Source organism: Pantoea sp. At-9b (genome assembly GCF_000175935.2).
In the GTDB taxonomy this organism is placed as follows: Bacteria; Pseudomonadota; Gammaproteobacteria; order Enterobacterales; family Enterobacteriaceae; genus Pantoea.
In genome coordinates, this window is record NC_014837.1 from 14,190 (window position 1) to 31,714 (window position 17,525).

Annotated in this window: 17 protein-coding genes; 2 read left to right on the top strand and 15 right to left on the bottom strand. The window is 56.4% G+C overall.

Features of this window, described 5'->3' with window-relative positions; translation table 11 throughout:
* Positions 1-48: 48 nt before the first annotated feature.
* The 6 genes from PAT9B_RS00070 to PAT9B_RS00095 are packed head-to-tail and all read right to left on the bottom strand — an operon-like array spanning position 49 to position 5,767.
* The gene (locus tag PAT9B_RS00070; protein WP_013507212.1) at positions 49-954 is read right to left on the bottom strand and encodes an O-acetylserine/cysteine exporter; all 906 of its coding nucleotides are present in this window, start codon (positions 952-954) and stop codon (positions 49-51) included.
* Positions 955-974: 20 nt separating this feature from the next.
* Positions 975-1,475, bottom strand: coding sequence for a YbaK/EbsC family protein (locus PAT9B_RS00075; protein WP_013507213.1), 501 nt, complete (start codon positions 1,473-1,475; stop codon positions 975-977).
* A gap of 29 nt (positions 1,476-1,504) precedes the next feature.
* Positions 1,505-2,305: a hypothetical protein gene (locus PAT9B_RS00080; protein ID WP_013507214.1), complete on the bottom strand. Its 801-nt coding sequence runs from the start codon at positions 2,303-2,305 to the stop codon at positions 1,505-1,507.
* A 5-nt stretch (positions 2,306-2,310) separates the two neighbouring features.
* Positions 2,311-3,018, bottom strand: coding sequence for a class II glutamine amidotransferase (locus PAT9B_RS00085; RefSeq protein ID WP_013507215.1), 708 nt, complete (start codon positions 3,016-3,018; stop codon positions 2,311-2,313).
* Positions 3,006-4,283: an acetyl-CoA carboxylase biotin carboxylase subunit family protein gene (locus tag PAT9B_RS00090; RefSeq protein ID WP_013507216.1), complete on the bottom strand. Its 1,278-nt coding sequence runs from the start codon at positions 4,281-4,283 to the stop codon at positions 3,006-3,008. The genes PAT9B_RS00085 and PAT9B_RS00090 overlap by 13 nt, the downstream gene beginning before the upstream one ends.
* A 17-nt stretch (positions 4,284-4,300) precedes the next feature.
* Positions 4,301-5,767 carry a hypothetical protein gene (locus PAT9B_RS00095; protein WP_013507217.1) on the bottom strand — a complete coding sequence of 489 codons (1,467 nt, stop codon included), beginning with the start codon at positions 5,765-5,767 and terminating at the stop codon, positions 4,301-4,303.
* A 226-nt stretch (positions 5,768-5,993) separates the two neighbouring features.
* On the opposite strand from PAT9B_RS00095, the gene PAT9B_RS00100 reads away from it, so the two are divergent.
* Entirely contained in the window at positions 5,994-7,448 is a 1,455-nt protein-coding gene (locus PAT9B_RS00100; protein ID WP_013507218.1) for a PLP-dependent aminotransferase family protein, read from the top strand.
* Here PAT9B_RS00100 and PAT9B_RS00105 read toward each other — a convergent pair.
* From PAT9B_RS00105 to PAT9B_RS00145, 9 genes are all read right to left on the bottom strand, one after another.
* A complete protein-coding gene (locus PAT9B_RS00105; protein WP_013507219.1) occupies positions 7,445-8,692 on the bottom strand; it encodes a valine--pyruvate transaminase in 1,248 nt (415 codons plus the stop codon). The two genes, PAT9B_RS00100 and PAT9B_RS00105, sit on opposite strands and share 4 nt — an antisense overlap.
* Before the next feature lie 93 nt (positions 8,693-8,785).
* Positions 8,786-9,760 (bottom strand): glyoxylate/hydroxypyruvate reductase GhrB, encoded by a 975-nt coding sequence (ghrB, locus tag PAT9B_RS00110; RefSeq protein WP_013507220.1) that lies wholly within the window; start codon positions 9,758-9,760, stop codon positions 8,786-8,788.
* A 68-nt stretch (positions 9,761-9,828) separates the two neighbouring features.
* The gene (locus PAT9B_RS00115; RefSeq protein WP_013507221.1) at positions 9,829-11,109 is read right to left on the bottom strand and encodes an MFS transporter; all 1,281 of its coding nucleotides are present in this window, start codon (positions 11,107-11,109) and stop codon (positions 9,829-9,831) included.
* A gap of 108 nt (positions 11,110-11,217) precedes the next feature.
* Positions 11,218-12,159 carry a sugar kinase gene (locus tag PAT9B_RS00120; protein WP_013507222.1) on the bottom strand — a complete coding sequence of 314 codons (942 nt, stop codon included), beginning with the start codon at positions 12,157-12,159 and terminating at the stop codon, positions 11,218-11,220.
* Positions 12,160-12,169: 10 nt separating this feature from the next.
* Complete coding sequence (locus tag PAT9B_RS00125; protein ID WP_013507223.1) at positions 12,170-12,916, bottom strand: sugar phosphate isomerase/epimerase; 747 nt, start codon at positions 12,914-12,916, stop codon at positions 12,170-12,172.
* A 130-nt stretch (positions 12,917-13,046) separates the two neighbouring features.
* Complete coding sequence (locus PAT9B_RS00130; protein WP_013507224.1) at positions 13,047-14,072, bottom strand: LacI family DNA-binding transcriptional regulator; 1,026 nt, start codon at positions 14,070-14,072, stop codon at positions 13,047-13,049.
* Between the two features lie 66 nt (positions 14,073-14,138).
* A complete protein-coding gene (locus PAT9B_RS00135) occupies positions 14,139-15,131 on the bottom strand; it encodes a LacI family DNA-binding transcriptional regulator (RefSeq protein ID WP_013507225.1) in 993 nt (330 codons plus the stop codon).
* 154 nt (positions 15,132-15,285) lie between these two features.
* Positions 15,286-15,948 carry an OmpA family lipoprotein gene (locus tag PAT9B_RS00140; RefSeq protein WP_013507226.1) on the bottom strand — a complete coding sequence of 221 codons (663 nt, stop codon included), beginning with the start codon at positions 15,946-15,948 and terminating at the stop codon, positions 15,286-15,288.
* Between the two features lie 109 nt (positions 15,949-16,057).
* Positions 16,058-16,618, bottom strand: coding sequence for a DNA-3-methyladenine glycosylase I (locus PAT9B_RS00145; RefSeq protein WP_013507227.1), 561 nt, complete (start codon positions 16,616-16,618; stop codon positions 16,058-16,060).
* A 142-nt stretch (positions 16,619-16,760) separates the two neighbouring features.
* Between PAT9B_RS00145 and PAT9B_RS00150 the strand changes: the two genes are divergently transcribed.
* Entirely contained in the window at positions 16,761-17,456 is a 696-nt protein-coding gene (locus PAT9B_RS00150) for an autotransporter (protein WP_013507228.1), read from the top strand.
* Positions 17,457-17,525 lie beyond the last annotated feature (69 nt).

Here is a 17,525-nt window from a genome sequence, read left to right on the forward strand (position 1 = left end):
TCTATGGGTAGCGGCGCGATAAATCGCACCGTTACCGAATATGTTCGTTTATGTCCTCACCAGAAATCGCTGACTCACCATCCCGCCAAACACATTAATCAACAAGCCAAGAATAATCACCGAGGCACCTAACATTTGCTGCATCGACAGGGTTTCTCCCAAAATCAGCGCGGCGCTCAATATTCCGACCACCGGTACCAGCAACGAGAGCGGTGCGATGCGCCAGGTTTCGTAGCGGCTGAGCAAATTACCCCAGATGGCATAACCGACAATGGTGGCGACAAACGCCAGATAAATTAGCGCCAGCACGGTTTGCAGGGAAATATTCAGCAAGCTGCTGACGATCACTTCTTGCCCTTCAAACCACCAGGAGCAGGCGAAGAACGGCACCATGGGAACCAGCGCGCTCCACACCACCAGCGACATCACCGGCACTTTGCGGTTACGCAGAATAATCTTATTGGTGATATTGCCTAACCCCCACGACAGCGCGGCAGCCAGCGTCAGCATCAGGGTGGTCAGCGTAATCCCTGCGGTGGTTTGCCCCTCCATACCCGCAGTGGCGAGCATAAACATCCCAAGCGTGGCGACCACGATCCCGGCGATGTGGTTCCAGCGTAGCTTTTCCGCCAACAACAGCGCGCCGAGTAACAGGGTAAAAAACGCCTGTGCCTGTACCACCAACGACGCCAGCCCGGCGGGCATGCCGAGCTTGATAGCAAGAAACAGAAACGCAAACTGACCGAAGCTGATGGTCATGCCATACACCACCAACCAGCGCAGTGGGATGCCAGGCCGTTTTACGAAGAAGATCGCCGGGAATGCCACCAGGGTAAAACGCAAACCCGCCAGTAAAAACGGGGGCATGCCGTGCAGCCCCAACTTAATCACCACAAAATTGACGCCCCAGGCCAAGACGACACACAGGGCTAATAATAGATCTTTGACTGACATAACGCTTCCTTCTGCCGCGATCAGGCGGTCGCCGTCACGGGGGTGGCGATCTCTGCACAGCATGCATCGCCCACTACACGAAAATAATCATCCACATCCAGTGCCACTGAGCGTTCCAGTTCACCGGCGTTAAACCACAGGGTGCCGACATCGCGCAGGCGTGCATCAACCCGCAGCGCCAACCGGTCATCAAAACTAAACGGTGGTACTGCGCCCATCACACACTGCGTCAGCTCCTGGGCTTTCTCCGGTGCGGCGAAGCTCGATTTCTTGCCGCCGATGGCACGTGCCGCGCTTTTAAAGTTAATCTTGCAATCACCAGGTACGATCGCCAGCAGGTAACGGGGCTCCGCCCCTTCCGGCATGGTCACTTCCAGCACCATCGCTTTTGCCGCCTGATTCAGGTCGTTACCGCGGATCTCGCTGATGACATCGGTCTGACCGATTGCCTCATGCTCGACCACACGGAAATGCGCCTGATGCTGCTCCAGCAGGGCGATTAATTTTTCATAGGTTGTCATCTTCATCTCCTCGTATGACGGGCCACGGGTTAACTCCAGGCAATCGCGTGCTTCATCTTTTTGTCGGTCAGACCAAAGAAGAAGCCCATGGTGATGCGTGTATCGCCTTCCACCCGATCAATTTCATGATAAAAAGCTGGGTTAAACAGATAGATATCACCGCTACGCGGTGAAAATTCGCAGATTTCGCAGTGCTCAATCACACCGCTTTGGTAACCAAGTTCGCCGGGCGTTTTGAAGCGCTCGTCCACCGGTTGCCACTTCTTATTGAAGATGCGCAGTGCGCCCCCGGCGTTGCACTCTTGCAGGCACACCACACAGCTCAGCTGATGTAAAATCTCCGTCACTGCCAGGCCGCTACCGGCCGCATCGCGCACGATGTTGTCGTTATGCAGGGGATTGGCGACCCCGTTGGCATGGAAACGCACAATTGAACCGGCGTAGTCGCCGTGTTGCGGATCGGTGGCGGTTTTCAGGCTCTCCAGTCGCAAGGCGTGCTTCACCCAGTTGTAAACCTGGTCACGCAGGCAGGGCAGCGACGGTGGCAACGCGGGCTGAATATCGCGTAATTCGGTGAAATAGTTTTCCGGCGCAGCGGTGTGCTTGGCCAGATAGGGGCCAAGGGTGGTCAGCGCACCATTGGGATAGTGTGATACCCGCACCTTTTCGCGGCATAGTTGTAGATCCTCAACCACCGCTTCACGCACTTCCGGGGCCAGGAAATTACGCAGTACCAGCAGCGGCACGCGTGCAGTCACAATGTCATCCAGCCAGGTACTTTCCACAAACATTTTGGGGCTAATAACGCGTATCTGATTGAAAATGGCCATGCTGTTCACTCCGACAAAGGAATTTCATGAAGTTCATGGTTGCTCATACGACGCCAGTCTGACGCCGTGCCCAGTGCTGCAATGGGTTCAGAAGAGATAAAAGTGCTGTTGTTATGCTGACAGTGGTGCAGGGTGAAGTAATCGGGATAAGGGGTATCGTCAGGATGCCATTGCCACGCCCAGGCTTTTTCGCGGGTAACAAAAATCGCATTGGCCGCGCTACCGCCGGGTGCAACCTGTGCCATCTTGTTGCGCAGATAATCCCGCGTGAAATCAGCGGGCGTCGCCCGCTCGACGATGTATTCAAGGTATTCCGCCGAGTCAAAGCGCGACTCGGCCATGCCGAGCTGCTGGTAAACGGTGGGTAAAAAGCCGTTGTGCATCATGTACCAGTGCGTCTGACCACTGGTTCGCCACAGTGGATGCGAGAATTCGATCCCATGGTTTTTGCTCAAGGTGGCATGACGCACATGCACCGCGAGAAAACGGCCACGCAGGCGATCGACATCAATAGCCGGTAGCGCATCGGCAAAGGGGCCAGTGCCGTGTAGCGTATGGATTTTCCCTTGCTCCAGCCATAAAACCCCCCAACCGTTTGGATGCTGTTTGATGGGGCCATCATGGGTGGCGGTTTCCCCGCAGCTCATGGCGCGTGCCGCTTCCAGCACCGTTGCGGCATCAAATTGACCGTGCGCCAGAATCATTCTGCACATAGTAAATCCCCTCGCGTGGCAAAGGATGGAACCTCAAGGATCTGGTGGAAGGTCGCCAGAATGTCGTCACGGCTGTTACCTGCCAGGCGAAAGGTGGCGAGGATGCCAGCATGGCGGGTTAAATCGGCATACAGCGAGGAGCGCGGCGACACCTGTAGCGCAGGCAGATTCAGTGGTGGCAGCAACTGACCACGTTGTTGCTGCGCGATCCAACTCTCAGCCTGCTGATATTGCAGCGGTTTGCGCAGACGCAGACGCCCCACCGCCGGTGTCTGTTGGCTGAAGTGCAGTTCGGGCAGACCTTGTCCAGCTTCGATCTGGAACGCCACTTCTGCCCAATTGATGCCGGTCACTTCCTCGACCAGGTTCACTACTCCCATGCCTGACAGGCGGAAACCCATTTCAAGAAAATGCGGTTCGCCGTTGACCACGATGAAATCGATATGAAACGCGCCCTGGCGGTAGCCAAAGGTTTCACAGCAGAAACTCATCAGGCTGGCAAAGGCGGCAGGCAGTTGCTGCGCGGCCATGGCGACATGACCGGACTCGTAAAAGCTGATGCTGCCCTCGGCATCGCTGTGATGCTCAATCACCTTCTGGCAACAGGTCAGTGCAACCGCATGACCGTTATCCACCACGCCCTGGAGCGAATATTCGTCGCCGCACAGCCAGCTTTCGACGATAAACCCTGAAAAGCCGCGCCCACCATAGTTCATGGTGTCGACCAGCTTGTTGATCACCGCATCCAGTTGACCGGCCTCTTCGACCAGCCAGATACCGAGGCCGCCGCCACCATCGACTGGCTTGATCACGCAGGGATAGAGCAACGCGTCACGTGCGTCACGGATGCTGAGCGGAGAGGCAAAAAAACGAAACTCTGGCTGTGGGAAGCGTGGCCAGGCTTTACGTAGCGCCATGCGTTGCGCGTATTTGTCCGGTGCGATAAAGCAGGGACCGGCATCCGGACCCGCCAGCATCTCACGTACCCGACAGGCCGCTAAGTTGTAGGCTTCAAAGCCTGCCAGCACCACCTGCGGATGTTCCAGTAACCCGGCATGCAGGCATGCCTGCAACACATCCCAGGGGTTTTCCGGTCGATCCAGCCGCACAATCAGGTCGAATGGCAGGGTCATGTTGAGCGACTGGTAATCGACAAAGTCACCCATCTCCGCCAGGACGGTGAAATAACCTTCGCGCTTTGCCACCGCGCAGTACGGGTTTTGTCCGTCGCGGGTGGCACCAATCTGCAGGAAAATTTTTCTCATCGCTTAGCCTTACCGGGTCAACGCCCGGAAATCACTTCTGTGACGATGTCCTGCAGGACACCATTGTTAACCTGGATCACCGCTTTGTGCGGGTCGAAGCGCAGTACGCGTGACAGGGCATCCTGCTGCTGGTTATCCAGCAACGAACTCACCTGTGCGCTACGCCAGCAATGACGCATCTGCGCGATAGTCAGGCCGGAGAGTTGTTCCAGTTGTTGTGCCAGCAGCAGATCGTCGCTGCTGCCTTCCAGTAAGGCGCGCACCGCACGTTCTTCCGGCGCGGACGGCAGCTGTTGCAGCCAGGTTTTCAGCTGTCGGCCACCGGCGATAAACGGCGAATAGATCATGCATACCAGTTGGGTTTCATCGAGACCAAATGCCTGCTCGGCAAACTGCGCCGCCCGCTGGCGCGCCCGCATAATGGCCGCATCGTCCTGATAACGCGCCGCCATTTCGCTGATCAGCTGCGGTGGGAAATCCTTTTGCTGCATCAAGCCCAGCGCAAAGCGCGCATATTCGCGTACCCCTTCGGCGTAGCTACGCTGCAACAGCGTTTCCGCACGCAGGCCGCGAATATGTGCCATTAAGGTTGGATTGCCGCAGTCTGATTCCGAGAAGCTGAACATCAGTTCATCGAAGCGGAACTGCATAAATTCGGTGAGCAACGTCCAGTGTGCGCCCGCTTCGTAAGCCGTGTCCTGATAGATATTGAAGAACAGCGGATCGCGGGCCAGCTGCCAGGTAATGCGGTGCGCGGGGGTAACCTGATCAGCTCCGTAGACATCGCTAAAGTAACGTTCCGCCACACCATCCAGGGTTTGCAGAAAACCGCTGAAGCCGCGTGATTTATCCGCCACCGGCGCATGAAACAGCCGGGAGAGATGACGCGCCCAGGCGAGGTAAGCGGTTTGTTCCTGTGGCGAATCGCCGGTGATGATCATATCCACCCCGCCATCGAAATGCGCCGCGAGGCCAAAGGAGTTCACCATGCTGAGGTTGCAGGCGTTGCAGAAGGTAGAACGTGCATCGGCGCGGAAGCGGTGGCCGTTCATCAGCACATCGCTGCGGTTCTGTTGGCGTACCGCTTCCGGCATGGGTAAATGACGGGAAAAAGGGCGAATCTGTAATCCGTCGGTCACCAGACATTCGGTAAAGTCATCATGGTGGATATGCAGCGCGCGATAGACGCGATCAATATTCTCCATCACGCTGTCGTTCATTGCCGCATGGCGGTTGGTGCTGATACGAAGCTGGAAGGTCGTGCCGCGTTGTTGCCAGATCAGCCCCTGAATGTAGCGAACATACGCCACCATATAGCTGCTGTCTTTGCCGCCGCCATAGGCGAGCAGCACACGGTTATTTTCGGGATGATGCGTATCGGGTAAGGCGGCGAGCAAACGACGGGAACAAGCCTGGGCAGATGCGAGAATGGCGGGGGATAGATATCCTTCAATTTCTCTCATCATGGTGGACAGATTATTCATTTTTCACTTTTTCCTTTGGCTAATAAAATCGCTATTGCCATCAACACGGCAATATTGCGGGTAACGGGCCACGAAGGTGCTTGGGAATGAATGTCTCAGTCTTGTGCTGCGCGGCTGTGTGCCAGCCACCGATACGCAGAGTTCTTGATTTAACAGATGCAGCCTAAACTACTTTGAATGTAATCTGATGGATACGCACAGATCAGCACGATATGGGGTGGAACAGATGGCGGGTGAGACGGAAGAACAGGAGAGTCAGAGCAGTCGTTACCGTCAAATAGCAGAACAGATCAAACAGGCGATTCACAGCGGATCGCTGCCGCCAGACAGTCGCTTACCTTCCGTGCGCACGCTGGCTACGCAGTATCACGTCAGCATGACCACCGCGCTAAAAACATTACGCACGCTTGAGGATGAACACTATGCGGTGGCGCGTCCTAAGTCCGGCTTTTTTGTGGCCCCGCGTAAGGCAGACAAGAAATTGCCCATGGTCAGCCACGAGCAGCCGCGTGAAATCGCCCCGCTGGATGAGCAGACCGAACTGCATCTGGCGATGGTCGGCTCGGATTGTCGGGTCAGGCTGGACCTGGCAAATGGTGATATCTCGCTGTATCCGGTAAAGAAAATTGGTCTGCTGATGCGCCAGATGGGCTACAGCAAACCGGCGCTGCTCGGCAACACCGTCAAGGGCACCGGCTACGCGCCGCTGAAGGCGGAAATTGCCCGACGGGCTGTGGATTATGGCTGCAATATCAATGCGGACGACATCCTGATCACCAACGGCTGCATTGAAGCGATCTCGCTGTCGCTACGTGCCACCACTCGCCCCGGCGATATCGTGGCGGTGGAATCGCCCTGCTATTTCGTGCTGTTGCAGATGCTGCATAACCTTAATCTGCGGGTGGTTGAAGTGGAGGCCGGGCCGGAAGGGTACGTCAACGTGGAAAAACTGACCCGGTTGTTCCAGCGCAAAGTGGTGCAGGCGTATCTCAGCCTCAACAACATCAATAATCCGCTGGGTAAAAGCATTCCCAACGAACAGAAGGCTTACATCGCACGTCAGGCTGACGAAAACGATGTGGTGATTATTGAGGATGATATCTTCGGTGATACCGCGTTTGGCGAACGCCGCCCGTTCCCGATGCGCGCCTTCAGCCCGAACGTGATTCTGTGCAGCGGCTTCTCGAAAACGGTGGCACCTGGCATCCGTATTGGCTGGGTACACAGTGTCAATTACATGCGCAAAATCGCCTCGTTAAAATACACCTCAACCATGGGCACCTCGGTGCTGTCACAGGCGGCCATTGCCGAGCTGCTGCGCAATGGCGGCTACGATGCCCATTTGCGAAAACTGCGCCGCGAACTGGCGAATCAGATTCATCATATGCGCCAGGCCGTGCTGCGCTATTTCCCGGCGGGCACGCGGGTGTCAGACCCCGAAGGCGGCTACGTGCTGTGGGTGGAGATGCCGATGCAGGCGTTGAACGTGCGTGCGTTGTTTCTCAAGGCGCGTAATGCCGGAATTGGTATTGCGCCGGGGCATATTTTTGCCACCGATCACCGCTACGATCACTGCTTCCGACTGAACGCCGGGTTTGGCTGGAATGAGGAAGTGGAGCAGGCGATTCGCCAGCTGGCACAGTGGTGCCAGCTGTCGTTAGTGGAAGCGAAGCAGGATTAGGCGCGCCAGGCGTCTTCGATCTCTTCCGCCAGAATCTGTACCGCACGCTCAATGCTGTCCGCATCCGGGACATAGTTCATGCGCATACATTGATGGGTGTGCGGCCATTCTTGCTCCAGACCCGGGAAGAAGAAGTGGCCGGGCACCATCAGCACGCCACGCGCCTTCAGCCGTTGATACAGCGCTTCGGTACTGATCGGCAGATCGCGGAACCATAACCAGAGGAAAATCGCGCCTTCCGGTTTGTGGATTAAGCAACGATCTTCCGGTAAATAGCGGCGCAGGATGGCAATGGTTTCACTGACTTTATGCTGATAAAACGGCTTGATCACCTGTTCTGACAGACGCAGTAAATCGCCGCGCACAATCATCTCGTTGGCCATCGCCGGGCCAATGCTGCCAGGCGCAAGGCTGATGATGCCGTTCATGTTGCCAATGGCACTGATCGTGTGCTCATCGGCGACGATAATGCCACAACGTGCGCCCGGCAGGCCGAGTTTCGACAGGCTCATGCACAGGATAATGTTGGGATTCCACAGCGGGCGCGCTTCGCTAAAGATAATACCGGGGAAGGGCACACCGTAGGCGTTATCGATCAGCAATGGGACTTCATGTTGCTGCGCCAGCGCATCCAGCTGCAACAACTCGTCGTCCGTGATGACGTTACCGGTGGGATTGGTCGGACGCGAAACGCAAATCAGGCCGATATCGTCATTCAGCGGCAGGTGGTCAAAATCGACGTGGTATTTGAACTGGCCTTCCGGCAGCAATTCGATGTTCGGCTTGGCGGAAACAAATAGCCCCTCTTCCAGCCCGGCATCTGCATAACCGAGATATTCCGGTGCCAGCGGGAACAGCACGCGCTTTTTGCTGCCGTCGGCGCGGTGTCCGGCGAACAGGTTAAACAGATAGAAAAACGCGCTCTGGCTGCCGTTGGTCAGCGCGATGTTCTGCGCGGTGAGCGGCCAGCCAAACTCCTCGCGCAGCATGGTTGCCAGCGCGTCGAGCAGCAGCGCTTTGCCGCGTGGGCCGTCGTAGTTGCACAGCGCTTCGCTCAGTTTGCCTTCCTGATGCATCTGCTGCAAAAGCTGGTGGAAATAGTCATTCATTTCCGGGATTTGCGCCGGATTACCGCCGCCGAGCATGATGGTGCCGGGGGTACGCAACCCTTCACCCATATCTTCCATCAGACGTGAGATACCGGAATGTTGCGTAAATTTGTCGCCGAACTGTGAAAAAGACATAGCAGGTTAAAACTTTGTGATGGCAGATTGGGGACAACCATAGCGCCCGCAACTGGCAGGCGCAATGGTCAGGCGGGGAAAAGGTGCAAAGCCTTATTTCACAATCTCGGGATTGACACAATTCTTCTCGATTTTGCCGGTTAATGCCGCGATCAGGTTGTCCACGGCATCGCTCATCATGCCGTAGCGGGTTTCATGGGTGGCGGAACCGATATGCGGCAGCGTCACCACATTCGGCAACTTCAGCAGCGCAGAATCGGCAGGCACCGGCTCCTGCTCAAACACGTCCAGACCGGCGGCGTGGATGGTGCCGTCCTGCAACGCGCTGATCAGCGCCTGCTCATCCACCACTGGGCCACGGCCAACGTTGATCAAAATGGCACTCGGTTTCATCAGTTTTAACTGCGCCGCGCCAATCATATGGTGCGTCTGTTCGGTCATCGGCAGGATAACGCAGACAAAATCGCTCTCTTTCAGCAAGGTCTCTAAATCACAGGCGCGTGCGCCGAAACGCGTTTCTGCTTCGCTATGCTGGCGGCGCGCGTTATAGAGGATCTTCATACCAAAGCCGAAATGCGCGCGTTGCGCCGCAGCCATACCGATGCGGCCCATGCCAAGAATGCCAAGGGTTTTGTGGTGAACGTCCACCCCGTAATGTTGCGGGCCGATGCTGCTTTTCCACTCGCCGGCTTTCACCCAGGCGTCCAGCTCGGTGACGCGGCGCGCGCTGCTCAGCACCAGCGCCATCAGGGTATCGGCCACGGTTTCGGTCAGCACCGTTGGCGTGTGCATCAGCACCACACCGCGTTGGCTGAGTGCCGCGACATCAAAATTATCGTAGCCAACCGAGACGGTAGAACAGGCACGCAGCGCTGGCATTTGTGCCAGCAAATCACCATTCACTTTACCGCCAGAACCCAGCAGACCCTGCGCCTGTTGAAACTGAGCCGCATGCTGTTTGACGCTTTCTGGCGAAATATCGCTGACTTCGGTCACGGTGAAATGCGCGTCCAGTTTGGCACGCAGGTCATCCGGCAGGCTCTTGTAAAGAATCACAGCAGGTTTCATCTTTTGCTCCCTGTAGAACGAGTGACGGGCGACAGCGTCGCCCGGAAAAGTCATTTTCGCTTACGCTTTCAGGCGTGTTTTGCCCCGTGCAGCGGCGACGTTTTATTTTCGGCGGGTTTGACGATCAACGTCAGCCACACCGATGCCAGCAATGCTGCGCCCATAAAAATGTAAGACGCTGCCGGACTGCCGGTTGCGCCATTAAGATAGCCTACTATCCATGATCCGACGAAGGAACCCAGTGCGCCCATGCTATTAATCAGTGCCATCGCGCCACCGGCGACATTACGCGGCAGCATTTCCGGGATAATGGCGAAGAAGGGGCCATACGGGGCGTACATCGCACCACCGGCAATCACCAGCAACGCATAAGACAGCCAGAAATGGCTGGAACCGACGAGGTAGGAGCCGAGGAACGCCAGCGCACCAATCAGCAGCAGCGGCCAGACAAACAGTTTGCGGTTCTGCATCTTATCCGATGCCCAGGAGACGACGATCATTGCAATGGTGGCGACAAGATACGGCACGGCGGACAGCCAGCCTGCTTCCACCATCCCCATCTGCGTGCCGTTACGCAGGATTGAAGGTAGCCACAGCACGAAACCATAGACGCCGATGCTCCAGGCAAAATATTGCAGGCACAGCAGCACCACGTTGCGGTTACGGAAGGCTTCACCGTAGTTACGTACCGCTTTGATTCCTTGTTGTTCTTTCTGCAATTGTGCCTGCAACGCCGCTTTCTCGGCATCGCTCATCCACTTCACTTGAGACGGTTTGTCCTGCACCAAAAACCACCAGGCAACGGCCCAAATCACCGCCGGGATCCCTTCGATGATAAACATCTCGCGCCAGCCAAAGGAATCAATCAGATAGCCGGATACCACTGACATCCACAGCACCGTCACCGGGTTACCGAGGATCAGGAAGGTGTTGGCGCGCGAACGTTCCGCTTTGGTGAACCAGTTGCTGATGTAGATCAGCATCGCCGGCATCACCGCCGCTTCCACCACGCCGAGCACAAAACGGATGGCGGCCAGCATCGGGATGTTGCTGACCACCCCGGTCAGCGAGGCACATAACCCCCACAGCACCAGGCAGCAAAAAATCAGTTTCTTCACGCTCCGGCGTTCGGCATACACCGCGCCGGGGATCTGGAAGAAGAAGTAGCCGAGGAAGAACAGGGCACCGAGTAGCGATGACATGCCCTTGGTGATGCCCAGATCGTCGTTAATCCCTGCGGCGGAGGCGAAGCTAAAGTTCGCCCGGTCCAGATACGCCAGACTGTAGGTGATAAACACGATGGGCATGATAAACCACCAGCGTCTTGGTGCGATTGTCTGCGTTTTCATAGGATTATCCTCAAGTGTAGCGGCGCGATTTATCGCGTGCTCCTCTGCGGTTGATGACCCTCACCCCGGCCCTCTCCCATAAGGGAGAGGGAGGTTACCGTGACGGAATTAGTAATCGCCAAGCGTGGCGCGCGTTGGCAGCCCTTCGCTGTCGCCCGCCACCTGAATGGCCAGCGAACCAATTTTGTTGCCGCGCAGCATCGCCTGCGGCAGAGTTTTTCCTTCCAGCAGTGCGCTGATCAGGCCGACGGCAAAACCGTCACCGGCACCGACGGTATCGACCACGTTCTCGACGCGAATCGGGGCGACCAGGCCTTTGTCGCCTTCGGCGGTTTTGAACCAGGCACCGTCGCTGCCAGTTTTGATCACTACCGCTCTGACCCCTTTATCGAGGTAGAAATCAGCGATGGCTTCCGGCTGGTGGTAGCCGGTCAGAATCCGCCCCTCTTTCTCGCCCGGCAGCACCCAGTCGGCATATTCCGCCAACAGGTTGAGTTGCTTGCGCATCTCCTCTTCGCTGCGCCACAGCACCGGGCGCAGATTAGGATCGAACGAGATGGTTTTGCCGCGTGCGCGCATCTCTTTGGCGGCATGTTTACTCAGCGCCAGCGAACTGTCGGAAATCGCTGCCGCTACGCCGCTCAGGTGCAGATGGCGGGCGTTGCCAAAGTAATCGGCGTTGAAATCATCCGGTGACAAATGGCTGGCGGCGGAGCCACGGCGGAAATACTCCACTTCGGGATCGGAACCATCATCAACGCGCGATTTGAGCTGAAAACCGGTGCGATAGCGGGCATCGATGGTGACGCAGCGGTGATCCACGCCCTCTTTTGCCAGCTGTTGCAGGGTAAAACGGCCAAAGCTGTCATCGCCGACGCGGCTGACCCAGCCCACCTGTAAGCCGAGGCGGGCCAGACCAATTGCCACGTTCAGCTCGGCACCGGCAATACGTTTGATAAAGTTGTCAGCGGCGGCCAGGTCGCCGCTCTGCTGAGCGATAAACATCGCCATCGCTTCGCCAATGGTGACGACATCAAGTTGGGTGGTCATCAGCAGCTCCTTATTGGGCGCGCAGCAGGTCAACGTAATGGCGGGTTACTGCCAGCAGATCTTCACCTTCCAGTGGAAATTCAATGCCGCGTGGCACATCACCAGGCAGTGCATTTAGCAGAGTGCGCCAGTCCTCCGGGCTATCATCCAGCGCGACAGCGCGGAAGCTGTCACCATGTGGCACTGCGGTTTTGACGTGGACGTAACCGACGTAGTGACTTAAGCGTTCTGCTGCCTGCATCGCGTCTTCAGCGGTCCAGCGCCAGTTCGCCATATCAAACGTCATCTCCAGCGGCAGCGCCGCATCGTGCGCCTGATGGAAAAAACGCTGCATCGGGGCCAGTTTGCAGTCGGTGGTTTGGTCGTTCTCGACCACCAGTTTGACCGGGGATGTGGCCAGCACGGCGACTAAGGTGTTGGTATGCAGATCGGTAAAGTGGCCAAGCGACAGCTTCAGTCGTCGCGCGCCAAGTTGTTGTGCTTCGCTCAGGAACTGCGTCAGATGGGGGTTCAGCGCGCCGTCAGCCAGATACAGGGTTTCCGGTACCGAATAGCAGGCGCTCAATCCCTGATGGGTCAGGGCTTCGCCCAGCGCGGAAAGCTGTTGAAAATCGTCAGCGCTAAAAAGCTCGCGGCGAATTTCCACGCCATCCGCTCCTGCCTGTTTAATCAATGGAAGCAGCGCTGACTGACCACCGAGTTCTGCCACTTTGCTGCTGCCGTAAGCAGCGGTCACAACAATGATTTCTGGTTTCATCTCATCTCTCCGGGCACCCACGGCCTTCCAAACGTTATAAAAACGTTAGATGGAACCGGTTCCAAAGAAAAGATGCAGACGTCGGAAGTATGATCCTGCTCACGAAGTGAGCCATGGGACTGGGGATTAATCAGTTCAACGGTTGGCTGGAGCCACGCACGATCAGTTCGCCGGAAAAGACCTGTTCAGAGATCGGGTGGTCATCGCCTTCGATACGCGCAATGACCTTCTCCAGCGCGGCATAACCAATTTGCCAGGTAGGTTGTTTAAGGGTGGTGATGCCCACACCCGCCAGTGCAGCCCACTCCAGCTCATCGAAGCCGAGCAGGCCGATGGATTCGCCCCAGCTCAGGTTAAGACGTTGCAGCGCACGCGCCACTTGCAAGGTCAACGCGCCGTTAGCCGCCATGACCGCACAGCGCTTTCCGGCATGGCGCTGGTGGAAATCGCGCAGCGCCGCATCCATCTGTGCGGGTTGATGCAGGGCCACTTCGGTGTTTTCTGCCTGCACTGCGGGCTGGCTTGCCACGGTGCTGAAGAACGATGCCAGACGCTCGCGCCGGGTATTGACGCTACCCAGTGGTTCGCTGAGGAACAGCAGCGCCTCGTAACCATTATCCAGCAGATGTTGGGTTGCCAGCTGTGCCGCTTCCGGGTTATTCAGGCCTACCACATCGCAGGCGAAATCAGGAATTTTGCGGTCAATCAGCACCATCGGCAGCATCGACTGTTGCAGGCGCTTGAGGATGTCTTCGTGCATACCAACGGCATTCACCACAATGCCTTCAACCTGATAACTGCTGAGCAATTGCAGGTAATGTTGCTCCAGGTCTACTTCGTTGTTGGTGTTACACATCAGCAGGGTGAAGCCATGGGCGCGGCAGGCGGCTTCGATACCGCTCAGCACATCAACGGAGTAGGGATTGGTGATGTCGGCAATGATCAGGCCAATCAGACGGGTACGACCGCGTTTCAGCCCGCGTGCCATCTGGCTCGGGCGATAGTCGAGCTCGGCTATCGCGCGTTCAATACGGGCTTTGAGATCGGGCGACAGCAAATTTTGTTCGCCATTCAGATAACGGGAAACGCTGGTTTTACCGGTTTTTGCCGTGCGGGCAACATCGCTGATAGTCGCGCGGGGCGGCCTGGTCTTCATTGCATGTACCTGAATCAAAAGAAACAGGCGAAGACTACCACAGGAACACCGTGCTGCAAGAATCTGCTAGTCAGAAGTGAGGTGCAGACGCGGTTGCCACAGGGTTTGTAGCTGATTAAGCGGTGTGCCATCCAGCAATTGCAGTACCATTTCCGCCAGTTTTTCACCCACATGTTGCTGCGAACATTGCAGGATGGCGTTGACCGGGTGGTCGATGATGGAATCTTGCGGCAGCCCGTCGTAGACAAACAACGAAATGGCCTGCGGGCCACTGAGCCGTCCGGCCTGTTGCAGTGCAATAGCGGCCCCTTCTCCCAGCGGACTGCAATCGGTGATGATTGCCTGCGGCACATGCCCCTCTGCCAGCCAGGCCAGCGTTTGCTGATAACCCGCGCGGCGCGAGGGGGGAACGGCAGCCATCAGCGGAACCGGCAGCGGCTGATGCTGGGTGATGGCGTCAAGAAATCCCCGGCGACGATCGCGGACAAAACTGCTGGGTTCATTGCCGCCAAGCCACGCCAGTTGGGTCAGCCCGGTCGCCAGGCAGTGATCGGTCGCCAGCTTCACCCCGGCATGGTTATCGTAATCAAACCAGGCGTAGGGTTGTGGCAGTTGGCTGCGGCCCAGTGACAGAAAGCGGAACCCCTTTTGTTGCAGGCGTTGCAGGCGAATGTCCTGTGGCATGGCATGGGTGACAATCAACGCATCGATGGCACCGCTGCGCAGCATACGCAGGGTGCGCTGCTGGTCCTGCGGTTTGTCAGCCAGCATCAGCAGGTCGATTTCATCGCGCGCAAGGCGTTGGTCGAGTGTTTGCAGCATTTCAATAAAATGGCTGTCACTCAGGGGCAGGGAACTGTCAGGAAATACCAACCCCACGGTGTTGGCGCGGCCGGTTTTCAGACGGCGGGCGGCAGCATTGGGGCGATAACCACGTCGGCTGGCTTCTTCTTCGATACGTTTCCGAGTGACTTCAGCCACATCATCATAGCCATTCAGGGCACGACTCACGGTCGTAACAGAAAGTCCGAGGACGGAGGCGATGGCTTTCAGCGACATGATGGGCTTCCACTGATCAATTTTTGATCAAGCTAACATAAAGAAATCGGCGGCTCTATGGCTTGATCATATTTGACAGCATTGGGTAGCAGCAAGCGCCAAAAGTGGCGTAAAAACAGGCAGCATGGGCCTGGCAATGCAGGCCCATTGATTATTATCCCAGCGGGGTGAGGGTGATTTCAACGCGGCGGTTCTGTGCTTTACCGGCCTCGGTGCTGTTGCTGGCAACCGGATTATCCGGCCCCAGACCCTGGGTGCGCAGACGGTTGGCTTCAACGCCCTGCACAATCAGCGCGCTGGCCACGCTCTCAGCACGTTGCTGCGACAGGCGCATATTCAGCGCGCGCGTGCCGGTGCTGTCGGTATAGCCGGTCACGTTGACCGCAGTTTTCGGATACTCTTTTAGCACCATTGCTACGCCGGTCAGTGTGTTGGCCCCTGCCGGTTTCAGGTTGCTGCTGCTGGAATCGAAGGTCACGTTATTCGGCATATTCAGCACGATGTTGTCGCCCTGGCGCGTCACACTGACGCCGGTACCGCGCATTTTGTCGCGCAGTTTCGCTTCCTGCACATCCATGTAATAACCAATACCACCGCCCAGCGCAGCGCCTGACGCTGCACCAATCAGTGCGCCTTTACCGCGATCTTTTTTCGATGACGACATCATCCCCACCCCAGCGCCGAGCACCGCGCCAAGACCCGCGCCAATGCCGGATTTGCCGGCCTGTGATTCGCCGGTATAGGGGTTAGTGGTACAGCCAGCCAATGCCAGGCTGCCGCTCAGTAACAAGGCAAGTGCAACAGTGTGCTTATTCATTAAAAGTCCCTTAGATGTAAGTGGGGGAAAAACCCCAAAACGGTGCTGATTATGCCGTCAAATCGTGGGAAAAAACGTGAGAATAAGTCTTAAATTGTAAAGAATTGCCTTACTGGTGAGCGGGATGGCAGAAACAATCGGTTTGGTGATCGTTAATCAGGCCACAGGCTTGCATAAAAGAGTGGCAAATGGTTGGGCCGATGAATTTAAAGCCACGCTTTTTGAGCGCTTTTGACAGCGCGATAGCCGGTTCAGAGGTGGTCGGGGCCAGCTTGTAATCCGCATAGTTGTGTAAAATTGGCGTGTGGTGGACAAATTCCCAAATAAAGCGAGAAAAGTCCTCTCCATTGGCTTCCATTGCCTGATAAGCGCGCGCATTAGTCATAATCGCTGCCAGTTTGGCGCGGTGGCGAATTAACCCGCTATCCTGCATCAGGCGATCGAGATCCTGCTCATCCATCTGCGCGACGATTGACGGCTCAAACTGATGAAATGCACGTTGATAGTTTGCGCGTTTTTTTAACACCGTAATCCATGATAATCCGGCCTGCTGCCCTTCAAGGCACAGCATTTCAAATAAGGCACGCTTATCAGTTTGCGGCACTCCCCACTCGGTGTCGTGGTACGTCAGATAGAGCGGATCCTGTGTTACCCAGCCACAACGTTGCATTGCATCACTCCTTTAATGAGGAAAATACTTCGTTTCCCTTGACGTATTCAATAATCGGTTAATAGTTAAGCAATGGGCGCCGATAACTGTTGTATCCAATACCTAAACGCCCGGTTCCTATCTGGCTCGTCAGGAGTCTTTCATGTTGCAGAAAAGTCAGCGGTCAGGCCAGCACAATCTTGCGCTGGTGATGGGTAGTGCATGGCTATTTGCCGTGTCCTGCCCGGTATTGGCCTGGGATGAGACCAGCCAGGGCCAACCGGTGGCTTCGCCGGATTACAACGCCATACTTGCCGAAAAAATTTCCCAAAATCACCTAATGTTGACAGAAAATAGCGCGAATAATCTGATGGATGCCGCGCTGAACCCGCCGGGCGAGGCGATGGTCAACATCCACACCGAAGCGGCCAGCGTCGGTGCCAGCCCCTTTACGAACCGATTGTCAGCAGGCTGGCAATTGCCGGTTAATGAGACGATGACCACCGGGCCGGTGGCGCAATACGCGGTCGATCCATCGCCCTTGAGTTGCCCGCAGTGTGAACTGGTCGATCGCAGCAAAGATGATCACATCGCATCGCTGGGGTGGCGCGTTGATTCCAGTCTTGGCTGGATAGCGCCCTACGCACAGATAAGTTACAGCCACCAATTGGGGGAGATGAGCTTTACTCCGCGCAGTGATGACGGAATCACACGAGAGAACAATTGGATGGATGTGAGCGTCGGTGCCAATATGCCACTGGGGCAACATTTGTCGGCGTTTGCCTCATTTTCGCAAACCGGAGCCATGAGCAGCGGTGAGCAGTTCATTTATAGCCTGGGCGTCAGCGCCAGTTTTTAATCGGCATAAAATGAGAAGCTGGATGCAGTGAGAAAAATATAATAAGCGCGCTAATCATTATCATGGTAA

What these genes read in the sequence shown, in the direction of transcription:
- PAT9B_RS00070 (WP_013507212.1), bottom strand. Translation starts at nt 954, where the DNA reads ATGTCAGTCAAAGATCTATTATTAGCCCTGTGTGTCGTCTTGGCCTGG.
- PAT9B_RS00075 (WP_013507213.1), bottom strand. Translation starts at nt 1,475, where the DNA reads ATGACAACCTATGAAAAATTAATCGCCCTGCTGGAGCAGCATCAGGCG.
- PAT9B_RS00080 (WP_013507214.1), bottom strand. Translation starts at nt 2,305, where the DNA reads ATGGCCATTTTCAATCAGATACGCGTTATTAGCCCCAAAATGTTTGTG.
- PAT9B_RS00085 (WP_013507215.1), bottom strand. Translation starts at nt 3,018, where the DNA reads ATGTGCAGAATGATTCTGGCGCACGGTCAATTTGATGCCGCAACGGTG.
- PAT9B_RS00090 (WP_013507216.1), bottom strand. Translation starts at nt 4,283, where the DNA reads ATGAGAAAAATTTTCCTGCAGATTGGTGCCACCCGCGACGGACAAAAC.
- PAT9B_RS00095 (WP_013507217.1), bottom strand. Translation starts at nt 5,767, where the DNA reads ATGAATAATCTGTCCACCATGATGAGAGAAATTGAAGGATATCTATCC.
- PAT9B_RS00100 (WP_013507218.1), top strand. Translation starts at nt 5,994, where the DNA reads ATGGCGGGTGAGACGGAAGAACAGGAGAGTCAGAGCAGTCGTTACCGT.
- PAT9B_RS00105 (WP_013507219.1), bottom strand. Translation starts at nt 8,692, where the DNA reads ATGTCTTTTTCACAGTTCGGCGACAAATTTACGCAACATTCCGGTATC.
- ghrB (WP_013507220.1), bottom strand. Translation starts at nt 9,760, where the DNA reads ATGAAACCTGCTGTGATTCTTTACAAGAGCCTGCCGGATGACCTGCGT.
- PAT9B_RS00115 (WP_013507221.1), bottom strand. Translation starts at nt 11,109, where the DNA reads ATGAAAACGCAGACAATCGCACCAAGACGCTGGTGGTTTATCATGCCC.
- PAT9B_RS00120 (WP_013507222.1), bottom strand. Translation starts at nt 12,159, where the DNA reads ATGACCACCCAACTTGATGTCGTCACCATTGGCGAAGCGATGGCGATG.
- PAT9B_RS00125 (WP_013507223.1), bottom strand. Translation starts at nt 12,916, where the DNA reads ATGAAACCAGAAATCATTGTTGTGACCGCTGCTTACGGCAGCAGCAAA.
- PAT9B_RS00130 (WP_013507224.1), bottom strand. Translation starts at nt 14,072, where the DNA reads ATGAAGACCAGGCCGCCCCGCGCGACTATCAGCGATGTTGCCCGCACG.
- PAT9B_RS00135 (WP_013507225.1), bottom strand. Translation starts at nt 15,131, where the DNA reads ATGTCGCTGAAAGCCATCGCCTCCGTCCTCGGACTTTCTGTTACGACC.
- PAT9B_RS00140 (WP_013507226.1), bottom strand. Translation starts at nt 15,948, where the DNA reads ATGAATAAGCACACTGTTGCACTTGCCTTGTTACTGAGCGGCAGCCTG.
- PAT9B_RS00145 (WP_013507227.1), bottom strand. Translation starts at nt 16,618, where the DNA reads ATGCAACGTTGTGGCTGGGTAACACAGGATCCGCTCTATCTGACGTAC.
- PAT9B_RS00150 (WP_013507228.1), top strand. Translation starts at nt 16,761, where the DNA reads ATGTTGCAGAAAAGTCAGCGGTCAGGCCAGCACAATCTTGCGCTGGTG.